Below are 11,004 nucleotides of genomic sequence, written 5' to 3'. Positions count from 1 at the left end.
CGGCAGGAGCTTCGGTAGATACCCACTGTTTACTTACATATTAATCCCCAATGCCCCGTGCGGGCGGTGGGGTCGTGTGATCCTTTTGTAAGGGTTATAGTTGTGTCGGATATGTTTTCGACGCCAATCATGTCGTCTGCCGCAGAATCGACTGTGACCACGGGCAAAAGGACTTGATTAATTTCAAGTGGGAATGTGATCGTTTGTGCGCCGGCCAAGGGGGCACCAATACTAAACAATCCCCACTGTAGAAAATTTTCTACTCATATACAAAGAAAGGGATAAGCAGTATATTCTCAGCTATTTTATAAAAATGAGAAAGTGAAAAGACAGCCAAGTATGACAGTATCTCCACAAAGAAAAGTGAAAATATAGGTCAAATTGGCTGTCTTTGTTAGTATCTATTAGTAACACCGTGGATATATAAAAAATAGGCATCAATGGCAGGTACAAGCTCTTTTTACTAGTATCGTAGTAGTAACATCATTTAAGCAACATAATAGCTTTGCGGAGCTGTCTAAGTCCTTTGTGAGTATAGACGCGATCTGTCACGTCGCCGGTCGCATGGCCTAAGATACGGCGCTTAGCATTTTCATTGGCTCCCGCATTGTCTAGTAACGTTGCGACAGTATGTCGGCAATCGTGGGTCGTATGATTATTAGCGTGGATGAGCTGCATGGCATTGTCCCAAAGCGTACAGTATCGGCTATAGGTATACGGCAGCCCATTTGTATCACAAACGAGAGTGTTACCTGGTATGGACATACGGTTTTCAATAAGCGGGAGGATGCGTTCGTGAATGGGGATCATACGTAATCCAGATTTGGTTTTACTCTTTACAATTCGGACATACCGTTGCCGTACATTTACATATTGTTTTTCAAGGGCCAGCAGTTCACCGCAGCGCATTCCCGTATATAGTAGCATCAATACGGTGTCCACGCCGGGGACGTCAGTGTGCTGCCAGAGACGGTTTATTTTTTGGCGGGTGAATGGCTTGTGCGGCCGCACCGGTTTATTACGGCCAATATTGAGCAAGGCCGCATAGTTTTTATTTGTATATTCAAGTTTAATCGCATATTTTGAGATTAAAGATATTAGGGAGCGGACTTTTTTACAACTACTGTAAGAGAGACCGCTTTTTCGCATGCCGTCCATGATCATCTGCAGGTGCTGATACTTGATGTCCGAATAGGACATGTAATGTAACGACTGACAGTGCCGGTATGCATTATGATAACTGTCAATTGTGCTGGATGATGGATTGTAGTGTTCAATGTGTGCCGGAAGCCAGCGGTGATATAATTCCGCAAATGTGATTTGATGCCCCGGAAGGGAGCGATGATAATGGATTTTGTTGTAATCTGCTTGATAAATTTCCGCGTCCACTTGGTTGGTAAAATATTCCACCGGTTTTTGTCGTCCGTTTTCAGACACGCAAAAAACAAACGGCCGCCGCCGGTTGCCGGATAATTTTTTGATGCTGCCGTAGCCGTTAGGCTTACGCATAGTATCACACACCTTTTTTTTATTTTAATTATACAGGAGATGACGATATGAGTTTTGCAAGTAACGTTAACTATTATGTATGTGCGTTTGACAGCGCCGGGAAGCGCATAGGATGCGATATATCCTCTTGCGGGCCGGATGACGGCAAAGCGGCAGATATAATAGCCAGTGCCAAAAACAAGTTTACGGACGCGGCTGTGGTTGAGATTCTGACCGCGGATATTTACAATCAATATCTTGCCGGATATGTGCGGGATATGACGAGCGGGAAACCAATTGAGTACGTAGCCCCAGAACCTACGGCAGCAGAAAAGAAAGCATCACAGGCGGACGTGGTGGCTGCTAAGTATGAGCCGCAGATTGCAGAGCTAAAGGATGCATTGGCTACGGCCACATTGGCAGGGGATACGGCAACTGTGACGGAATTACAAACGGAATACACAGCGTTAATGGCGGCCTATACGGCAGAACTGGAGGCGATCAATAATGGCTAGATGTAAATTTTGTGGTAAAAAGCTAGATGATGCGGGATATTGTACCAATGAAAAATGCCCAGAATCAATCCGGGCAAAAATTATGCAAGCGGCAGCGCAAGAAGAAGCGGCTGAAAATACAACCACAACGGGGGAAGCTAAATGATTGAAGCGATCGTAAATTTTTTTCGAGGGATGGCCCCAGTCCATACAGAAATCGAATGGGGCACCGCCGTGTCAGTTGCGGGCACGGTATTTACTTTTTTGATTGGATGGAACAGCATTATCGAAGCCCTTGTTGTAGCCATGGTGATTGATTACATTACGGGAATATTGGCGGCCTACATCAATCCAAGCCTGGCACTAAATAGCCAAAAAGGATTTAAAGGCATTTGTAAAAAGATAGTTGTTTTATTATTAGTTACTCTGGCCCATGAATTAGATAAAGCCACAGGACAACCGGCGATGCAGTCGATTGTCGTGTGGTTTTTTATTGGGAACGAAGGCCTGTCTATCCTTGAAAATGCAGGGAAAGCAGGGCTGCCGATTCCGCAAAAATTACGGGATACCTTAGAGCAACTGGCGTGTGAGAAGAAGGGAGAACAAAAATAATGAAAGTATTTATTAATCCGGGGCACGATCTTGATTATGACAGCGGAGCTGTCAATCCTAACAGCGGTTTGCGGGAATGTGATGTTGCTGCCAAAGTAGGGAATCGTGTGAAAAGTTATTTGGAAGCTGCTGGTTGTGAAGTGCAATTGCTGCAGAGCGATAATTTATATTTTGATAGTCAATATAATGATCGTCCTGTTGCTGTATGTGCAGCGGCAAATGATTGGCCGGCAGATGTGTTTGTCAGTCTGCATTGCAATGCAGCCAATACGCAGGCTCAGGGCACAGAAGTCGAATGCTATGGCAGCAATAGCGCTGGGGGGCGGCTGGCACAATGCATTCAGTCTCAAATTGTCAATAGCATTGGCACTGTTGACCGTGGTGTGAAAGAAATGCCGGGGCTGATTGTTCTCAAATATACGGATATGCCTGCGTGCCTTGTGGAAATGGCATTTATTGACAATGATGCTGATGCACAATTGCTCGTTGACCAAGAAGACGATTTCGCCCGTGCGATTGCCCGAGGCATTACTGACTATCAATGCACGCTGTAATACAAACCTGTGCATAAAAGCATCAGGAATAAGCTTGGCCAAGCATATTTTATTACTATTTTATGAATTTTAGTGTATATTAAAGGAGAAAATTATCATGACAAAAGAAGAAATTTTGAACACCGTAGCAACAGAAGTAACCGCACTTGCTAAAGATCAGGCAGCATCCTTGTTGGCCGGGTTGAGCGTCGATGAGCTGACACCGTTGGTACAGGCACAGATCAAGACCGTTACGGATCCACTGGAAGCAGAAATCAGCACGACATCCAGTGTGTGGGTGAAAATTCGGAATCGCTTGTACGTCACGGCGATCAATAATGCTGTTACGTCCATTGTGGCAATTATTCAGAGCGAGCTGACAGAATTAGTAAAGAAATAAGAAGTAAGTACAGGGCATTGGCTTCGGCTGATGCCTTATTTTTTTTGCCCATTTTTTATTTTATACATATAAACTATTGACATTTATACGTATAAATGGTATTATATAATCAAGGAAAAGGGAAATAACCCTTACAAAAATACTTAAGTCGCCACCGCAAGGAAGAGCGCAAAGGAGATCATTATGAAAACAATCGACGAAATTAAAAAAACTTGCACGTTGCATCATGCGGCAGCGCATCGCGGCTATGTAAGCCGCAAGGTTGCAGGGGTTGTAAATGAATATTCCGGAAAGTTTGGAACGGGGTACACAATAGATCGTCCCCGTTGGGATACAACCAACTACGTCGATCGCGAATACTGGATTTTGACTAAATAAACATAGAGGGGCGTTTAACCGCGCCCCCTTTTGAGTTATAAAAAGGGGGAAAACAAAAATCAAAAAATATGACATACATATCTGCGACAAATTTGGCTCATGGACAGTGATACGTGATCCGGATTACTCTTTAAAATATACCAAAGTTCTATGCCGCTGTGTTTGCGGCAAGGAAAAAATGGTTGACATTTACAGTCTGCTAAAAGGTAAATCCACATCATGCGGTTGCACTATGTGCAGGCCTAAGGGCGGCAAAGTAAAATCCGGCCAGCAATACGGCTACTGGACTGTCTTAAAAGCGGATGTGCAAAAAAGAAAATCTCTATGCCGCTGTGTCTGCGGCATAGAAAAAATGGTTGGTAATCAAAGCCTCACGTCGGGACACTCTAAGTCTTGCGGATGCCGACGAGCGGAAGCTCAAACCACGGCGCAGTTGCGCGGCAAACAAAAAGGCCAAAGGATTATGGACTGCATACACAGCCATGGGCTCACCGCGGCTTACATTGACCGCAAAACTAATAAAAACTCCGGCACCGGTATTACTGGTGTCAGCAGATTTAAAAATGGCGCATATCGCGCATATATCACGGTGGGCCGCAAGCAAATCCATTTAGGATCATACGCAAAATTAGATGATGCAATTACCGCGCGGAAAGGCGCCGAAGAAAAATACTTCAGGCCGCTTGAAGAAAAAGTCAAAAAAATAAAAAGGGAGGAATTAAAATGAAAAGAACAGTTTATATGAGCGAGCCGTTGGAAAAGCTCGCAGAAAAAACAAAATCAAATGACCGCCGCAACGGCGGCTTTTCTCGTCGGCTGGGGGAAATCGTCGATCGATACGGCATTATCATGTCCCTAACTAATTTACCGGATTTTGATGATACAGAAATTAATATTTTATCAGATGTCATCTGCGGCAGCGTAATCAGTCGTAGCAAGGTAGCTGGTATGCATCTTGATATTATTGACGCATCTATCGGGACTCAAGAGCAACGCGCAAAGCTGCTGCGCAAAATAGAGTCTTTATCTATTGCGCAGCGGATAAAATTAATTGAAAAGCTAGGGCAATGAGACCAGGGCAGACATCTCTACATACTCGTACATGTAAGCGATGCGGGATAGAATTTCAGGGCGGCCCCAGGGTATTGCATTGCCCTCAATGCCGTCACGATAATAAAAAAATATATGATAAGCGTGCAAAATTAAATAGAAAGCTTGGAAAGAATATAATTGTTGGTGTGACGATCCGCAAATGTGACGTGTGCGGTAAGCCGTTTGTCATGATGTCGCATCGTCAGAGATATTGCCCTGAATGCGCTCCGGAAGAGTACAAAAAAGTGGATCGGGAACAAAGCCGCGGATGGTTAACGCGCGGTGCCGAGAAATACGGGCCATCGTATATTGAGCAGCGCAACGCTCAAAGACGTATAAATCGGCAAGAAAAAAACTGTATCATTTGTGGTAAATTATTTGTCCCCGCAATGCGTAAAAGTAGTACTTGTTCGCCAGTATGCCGCCGAGTATACCGATCATATTGTGCATTAGTAAGAAACTATAAAATAAAGGATAAAGAGATACCAGGCATAGCAAAATATTTATTGAGCATAAGGCGACAAAAATCAAACACAATCACACAATCACCGCCGTGATAAAGTAGCCTCAGACCAGTCAAAATCTATTTCTGAAGAAGAGAATAAAAAAAGTTGGATGATAAAAACGCCGGGCTGCTCTGATGAGTTGGCCGGCGCTTTGTTATTATTATAAAAAAAATTATTTAGCAACATTTAGCACGATATTTTTTTGATAAAAAAACATTTTGTATTTTTACATAAATTAGGCAGGAATTAGTTCTATAGTTAGAGAATTTAGTTTAAATAAGTAATATTGTCTTTAATCGCAATGGAAACAATGTTAAAGGAGACGACGCATATGGGAAGTGTTATTTCAATTATTAATATGAAAGGTGGCGTGGGAAAAACTACTTTAAGTGTGGGAATAGCAGATTTTTTGTCAGAAAAAGGAAAGAAAATTTTGTTTATAGATGCGGACCCACAATTTAATGGAACACAAGCATTTTTGGATTTTTATTATAAAAATATGGAAGAATTCTATGAGAATGAAGTACGAAAAGATAAAAAAACCATTTATAGCTTGTTTCGACTGCAAAATGACATGACAGATAGTTATGAAACGCCTTCAGCTAGTAATTTACTTATAAATTTAAAGGACAATTTAGATATTTTATGCGGTGATTTAAATTTGGTTTTAGTCAATAAAGTAAGCGATCATACGTTTGTTAGTCGATTAAGAAATTTCATTAAAGATAATTGCTTGAAAGAAAAATATGATTATATTATTATTGATTGTCCACCTACCCTTACAATATACACAGACAGTGCACTTATGGCTTCTGATTTTTATTTAATTCCCAATAGAATTGATAGATATTCTATTATTGGAATTGCATCACTACAAAAAGCAGTAAAAAGTTTGATTCGGGCAGAAAGAATTGATTTAAAATGTTTAGGATTAGTTTATACAATGGTTAGTAATACCGGGTCTGCAAAGCAAGAAGCCTTAAAAACTAGTTTTGAAAGTAAGGAAGCCGTTAATGGAATTGATATTTTTTCATCTAAAACTGGTATAGTTAATAATCTTCAGTATGGTAAATCAGGTACGATACCCACTCAATATCAATCATCAAAAGAAGATATTGAAGCTATTAGCCTAGAATTTTTAGATAAGATCGAAAAATATAAGGAGTAGTTTTTTTATGTATACCTCATTGATATTATATAGAAATGAATTAAAAAGCAAAAATATACCAAAGTATAAATTGATAGGAATTTTTGTGGAGTTATTATTTTCTAAAATGATATTTCCTAAAAATAAAGATATCAACGATTTTTTATGTGATATACTCCACGTAGAATTTAAGCCATATGTAATGAAATCTAGAACATTAATTGTTGCTAAAGTAAGTAAAATTATAACGATGCAGGAAAGTGAGCAACAATATAAAAAAGATCTTTATAAATTCATAGAAGTAAAGATAGAAGAAATGAATAATGATCAAAATCAACAAAATAGAAAGGATAGTTTAGATGGATGGATACGGTAATGAGTGATGATCCCGCATATGAAATAATAGATTATGCAAAATCAAATATTGATAGATTTATAAGGGCGATAGAAAAACTATCGGATAAAAATCAGTTTGTTTTTACTATTGCGTCAAAAAGCTTTTTTAGAAATATTGCAAAACATATCTTGTTTTTTAAACAAATAGACTTAATTATGCCTTGTTATTTTTATAAAGTTATAATTTCAGATTTATATAATTTAATTGTAAATCTTGTGGAGGGGCAAGTTAGGTATGCCTATCTTGATGAGAGATCAATTATCGAGAATTATACTAGAGCTATAATTAATGATCAGGTGCACGACGGACATATTACTAGTCAATCGTTTGAAGCATTGCAGGGGAAAAAATATTCTTTTGATTTTTTAGAAACAGATTTTTCTTTTATAAAAAGTGAATACAGAACTTCATGTGCGTATATTCATGGATCCACGTTTTTAAATCCCGAATTATCAACAGTATTATGTGAATGTGTGGGCGGAAAGCATATTCGGAATATAAATAAATATTTTAATCGTATTATGAAACTTTTAAAAATATACGATCAATTATTAATATCATCTAACGGGGAAAGTATTAATGGAAGTTTTCATAGAGAAAAAGTTTTTTTTGAATATTTATTAGGGAAGGAAATGTTAGAACTATTATTTAAAACTTGTCAATGACAAAGTGATAGTAATAATTGCAATTAATATATTGTTGGCAAAGAACAAATGTTTGCTTCATGACCGTCGCCATGTTACAATACCAGTAGACTAGTCAAAATCTATTATTACGAGGTGGTTGTAAACGAACGAAAAGTTTTTAAATCAGATTACACACGGCGATTCAATCGAATTGCTGCAGCAGCTTGAAGATAACTCTGTAGATGCCGTTATCACAGATCCGCCGTACTGCAGCGGTGGTCAAACAGCAAATGCGCGAGCTCAAACTCCGTCCAGCAAGTATGAACAATCTTCTAATGTTATTGTCCATCGGCCGGATTTCGCAAGCGATACGATGGATCAGCGGTCTTGGATGCATTGGTGTGCGTTGTGGATCAACGACTGCCAGCGTGTCCTGAAGCCGGAAGGATACTTCCTGATGTTTACGGATTGGCGGCAGCTTCCCGCCGCTTCAGATGCCTTGCAGATGGGCGGATTGATTTGGCGAGGCATAGTCGCATGGAATAAAGGTGGCGGAGCCAGAGCACCGCATAAAGGCTACTTTAGACACCAGTGTGAATATATTGTATGGGGCACAAATGGAAAGTGTCCACATGCCAAGCATGCAGGACCGTATCCGGGCTGCTATGATTTCCCGGTGCGGCATAAGGACAAATTTCACTTGACCGGAAAGCCGACGCCGCTCATGGAAGAGCTTGTCCAGATCGTTCCGGAAGGTTCCGTGATTCTGGATCCATTTGCTGGCAGCGGCACGACGTGCGTAGCAGCCAAGAAGCATAACCGGCAATATATTGGCTTTGAAAAGACGAAAGTGTACTACGATATAGCTGAGAAGAGAATAAAAGAAGTTGGATAAATAAAAGCGCCGGACTACGAGGGGTTTTGTCATGCAATCAAATAATGATTTTACAGTACGTGATACTTGGGCTGCCAGGTGCGGTATCTTAGTGGGTGTTGTGATACATGATAAATTAGCGTAAAAAAAAATGGTGACTACCTTGGGATAAATCCTAGGGGAGCCACTTTTTGTGTTATGTAGATAATTTTAGTTGTTGATACGTAGATTTTAATATAGGAAGTCACATTATCTTGTGGCTTCCTATAAAACAAAATTAATATTTGAAGTAAACTATTTTTTTATTGAAAAATAACTTATAATGTAAATACTAATGTTTTGAAGAGGTATATCATGAGTTATAATTATAAAGTAATTTCATTGTTTTCTGGTGCAATGGGGCTTGATTTAGGTCTTATTGATGCAGGAATGAATATTACCATTGGTCAAGATTTTGATAAATTTTGTGTAGAGACAATGAAGAAAAACAAGCATCAAGCAATCGCTGGTGATATCCGAAAAATTGATGCTGAGAAAATATTGTCTTATTCAGGAATGACAAAGGGAGAACCATTTTTGATTTGTGGAGGGCCGCCTTGTCAACCTTTCTCAACAGCAGGTAAACGATTGGGTATCAATGATCCTAGAGGTAGTTTGTTTATGGATTTTGTACGTATGATTGATTTTATCCGGCCACGTTTTTTTTTAATGGAAAATGTTAAAGGCTTAATGTCGGCTAGAATAGCCAATACTGCTCCCTTAGGTTCGGTATTGGAGGTTATTTTGAAAGAGTTTTATAAGCTTGGATATAAGACTGTTTATGGGGTGCTGGATGCTGTAAATTATGGTGTTCCACAATTTCGAGAACGTTTTATTTTAATAGGTAGTCGTGATAATGAAGACATCTTTTTACCTATACCAACAAATTTTTCTATGCATCAGGATATTAATATGCGTTGGGTTACATTAGGAGAAACAATAAAGGAAATGGAAAATGCCGATGGTGATTGTGCATCATTTAGTGCGGAAAGACTTAAATATTTGCATATGGTACCGCAAGGTGGAAATTGGCATGATTTACCTGTGAATATTTTGAAACAAGCAATGGGAGGTGCATATGAGTCAGGAGGTGGTAAAGTGGGTTTTTATCGCCGCCTATCTTATAACCAACCAGCACCAACTCTTGTTACTTCACCAGTACAAAAAGCTACCATGATGTGCCATCCAGTTAAAGATAGACCTTTATCAGTGGCTGAATATGCTCGCATACAAGGTTTTCCTACAGACTGGGTGTTTCAAGGTACGACAGCAGCGAAATATCGTCAAATTGGTAATGCGGTGCCTGTTAAGTTCGCATGTGAAATTGGTAAAGCTATAATGGCAACAGCTAATGGGACGGCAATTGTAAAAACAAAACGGTTCAGAGGGACAAGTATTCATAATAAGATTCAAGAGGCGCTGACGTTGGGAGGAAATTAATTATGTATGATGAACATAATGTTAAAAAAGCTATCGGACACGCGTTAGATACTTTTTACAAAACACTTATAGATAAACTAAATACGATAGATATAGATTTAATTATGCGTCGTAAAAATCCTTATCTCTATCGTGCTAAGGCGATGCATAGTGCAACTGATATAGTTGGATCAGTTTTGTTTGCTTTTATCTCTTCTAGTGAAGAAACTATATTTGGGAATTGTTTTTTTGAACCAATAGCAATTGCTGCTAGTGGTGGAGAAAAAGCTTTAGCGGAAGGTCTTGACTTAATTATTTATAATCATTCTGATAATAGTGTAACAGCTATTGCTGTAAAAAGTGGTACATCTGTATATAATGCGGACAGTAAAAAAAGACAGGAACAGAATTTTATAGCCGCATCAAAATTGGCGACACAAGCAAAACAACGATATGAGGCAATTATCGGATATAGCTATGGTAAAAAAAGATTAAGTACGCGTGGAATGCCGAGAATATACCAAGAATTAGCGGGACAAGCATTTTGGGAAAGAATTACGGGAGATTCTAATTTTTATAAAAAATTAATTGGATATATGGAAGATATGCCAGAACATTATGCTTTACTTTTTAATGAGGCTTATCAGAAAGCCGAAAATCGAATGGTTCGTGATTTTGCAAATAAATTTTGTACAACTGATGGAAGCATTAATTGGGATAAATTATTAGAATTTAATTCAGGAAAATAAATTTTATAAGTTTTTTTCAGGAGTATGTTATATTTTTGAGCTGATTAGTATTTAATAAATAGTGTATTATGATATCGCAGTACGGCGGATAGATACAATTAAATGTATTATATGAGTGCACTGTTTTAATGTGATATAATGCGGGAAGGTAATGAACTGCAAGCTACATACAATATACAAAATAACCTGTAGATGGCATAACTACGCGGGGCACAGTTATCGAAGCGTTAATTCTTTTACATACCTATGC

At 39.1% G+C, this 11,004-nt stretch carries 16 protein-coding genes; 15 read left to right on the top strand and 1 reads right to left on the bottom strand.

The window, feature by feature from the left end; translation table 11 throughout:
* Positions 1–483 precede the first annotated feature (483 nt).
* On the bottom strand, positions 484–1,509 hold the full coding sequence (locus AB840_RS06020) for a tyrosine-type recombinase/integrase (RefSeq protein WP_048513933.1): 1,026 nt from the start codon (positions 1,507–1,509) through the stop codon (positions 484–486).
* Between the two features lie 47 nt (positions 1,510–1,556).
* On the opposite strand from AB840_RS06020, the gene AB840_RS06015 reads away from it, so the two are divergent.
* The 15 genes from AB840_RS06015 (at position 1,557) to AB840_RS05955 (ending at position 10,754) form a co-directional block, all read left to right on the top strand.
* Positions 1,557–2,003, top strand: a complete 447-nt coding sequence (locus AB840_RS06015; protein WP_048513932.1) for a hypothetical protein — start codon at positions 1,557–1,559, stop codon at positions 2,001–2,003.
* Complete coding sequence (locus AB840_RS17075; RefSeq protein WP_159445803.1) at positions 1,996–2,148, top strand: hypothetical protein; 153 nt, start codon at positions 1,996–1,998, stop codon at positions 2,146–2,148. The genes AB840_RS06015 and AB840_RS17075 overlap by 8 nt, the downstream gene beginning before the upstream one ends.
* Positions 2,145–2,594, top strand: coding sequence for a phage holin family protein (locus tag AB840_RS06010; RefSeq protein WP_200809948.1), 450 nt, complete (start codon positions 2,145–2,147; stop codon positions 2,592–2,594). The genes AB840_RS17075 and AB840_RS06010 overlap by 4 nt, the downstream gene beginning before the upstream one ends.
* A complete protein-coding gene (locus tag AB840_RS06005) occupies positions 2,594–3,148 on the top strand; it encodes an N-acetylmuramoyl-L-alanine amidase family protein (RefSeq protein ID WP_048513931.1) in 555 nt (184 codons plus the stop codon). Before AB840_RS06010 ends, AB840_RS06005 begins: the two co-directional genes overlap by 1 nt.
* Positions 3,149–3,245: 97 nt before the next feature.
* Positions 3,246–3,527: a hypothetical protein gene (locus AB840_RS06000; protein WP_048513930.1), complete on the top strand. Its 282-nt coding sequence runs from the start codon at positions 3,246–3,248 to the stop codon at positions 3,525–3,527.
* Positions 3,528–3,710: 183 nt separating this feature from the next.
* Positions 3,711–3,905 (top strand): hypothetical protein, encoded by a 195-nt coding sequence (locus AB840_RS05995; RefSeq protein ID WP_048513929.1) that lies wholly within the window; start codon positions 3,711–3,713, stop codon positions 3,903–3,905.
* A 178-nt stretch (positions 3,906–4,083) separates the two neighbouring features.
* Positions 4,084–4,632 (top strand): hypothetical protein, encoded by a 549-nt coding sequence (locus tag AB840_RS05990; protein WP_143745068.1) that lies wholly within the window; start codon positions 4,084–4,086, stop codon positions 4,630–4,632.
* Positions 4,629–4,976, top strand: a complete 348-nt coding sequence (locus AB840_RS05985; protein ID WP_048513927.1) for a hypothetical protein — start codon at positions 4,629–4,631, stop codon at positions 4,974–4,976. Before AB840_RS05990 ends, AB840_RS05985 begins: the two co-directional genes overlap by 4 nt.
* Positions 4,973–5,554: a DUF6076 domain-containing protein gene (locus AB840_RS18255; protein ID WP_407657340.1), complete on the top strand. Its 582-nt coding sequence runs from the start codon at positions 4,973–4,975 to the stop codon at positions 5,552–5,554. The genes AB840_RS05985 and AB840_RS18255 overlap by 4 nt, the downstream gene beginning before the upstream one ends.
* Before the next feature lie 280 nt (positions 5,555–5,834).
* Positions 5,835–6,671 (top strand): ParA family protein, encoded by an 837-nt coding sequence (locus AB840_RS05980; RefSeq protein WP_048513926.1) that lies wholly within the window; start codon positions 5,835–5,837, stop codon positions 6,669–6,671.
* A 7-nt stretch (positions 6,672–6,678) separates the two neighbouring features.
* Complete coding sequence (locus AB840_RS05975; protein WP_048513925.1) at positions 6,679–7,026, top strand: hypothetical protein; 348 nt, start codon at positions 6,679–6,681, stop codon at positions 7,024–7,026.
* Positions 7,014–7,712: a hypothetical protein gene (locus tag AB840_RS05970; RefSeq protein ID WP_048513924.1), complete on the top strand. Its 699-nt coding sequence runs from the start codon at positions 7,014–7,016 to the stop codon at positions 7,710–7,712. The genes AB840_RS05975 and AB840_RS05970 overlap by 13 nt, the downstream gene beginning before the upstream one ends.
* Before the next feature lie 172 nt (positions 7,713–7,884).
* Positions 7,885–8,568, top strand: a complete 684-nt coding sequence (locus AB840_RS05965; RefSeq protein WP_200809949.1) for a DNA-methyltransferase — start codon at positions 7,885–7,887, stop codon at positions 8,566–8,568.
* A gap of 333 nt (positions 8,569–8,901) precedes the next feature.
* Positions 8,902–10,026, top strand: a complete 1,125-nt coding sequence (locus AB840_RS05960; protein ID WP_048513922.1) for a DNA cytosine methyltransferase — start codon at positions 8,902–8,904, stop codon at positions 10,024–10,026.
* A gap of 2 nt (positions 10,027–10,028) precedes the next feature.
* Positions 10,029–10,754, top strand: coding sequence for a PmeII family type II restriction endonuclease (locus tag AB840_RS05955; protein ID WP_048513921.1), 726 nt, complete (start codon positions 10,029–10,031; stop codon positions 10,752–10,754).
* The last annotated feature ends 250 nt before the right edge of the window (positions 10,755–11,004 follow it).

This window comes from Megasphaera cerevisiae DSM 20462 (assembly GCF_001045675.1).
Lineage (GTDB): Bacteria > Bacillota > Negativicutes > Veillonellales > Megasphaeraceae > Megasphaera > Megasphaera cerevisiae.
Note: the sequence above shows the minus strand (reverse complement) of the source record. Positions and strands in the feature narration are given on the sequence as shown.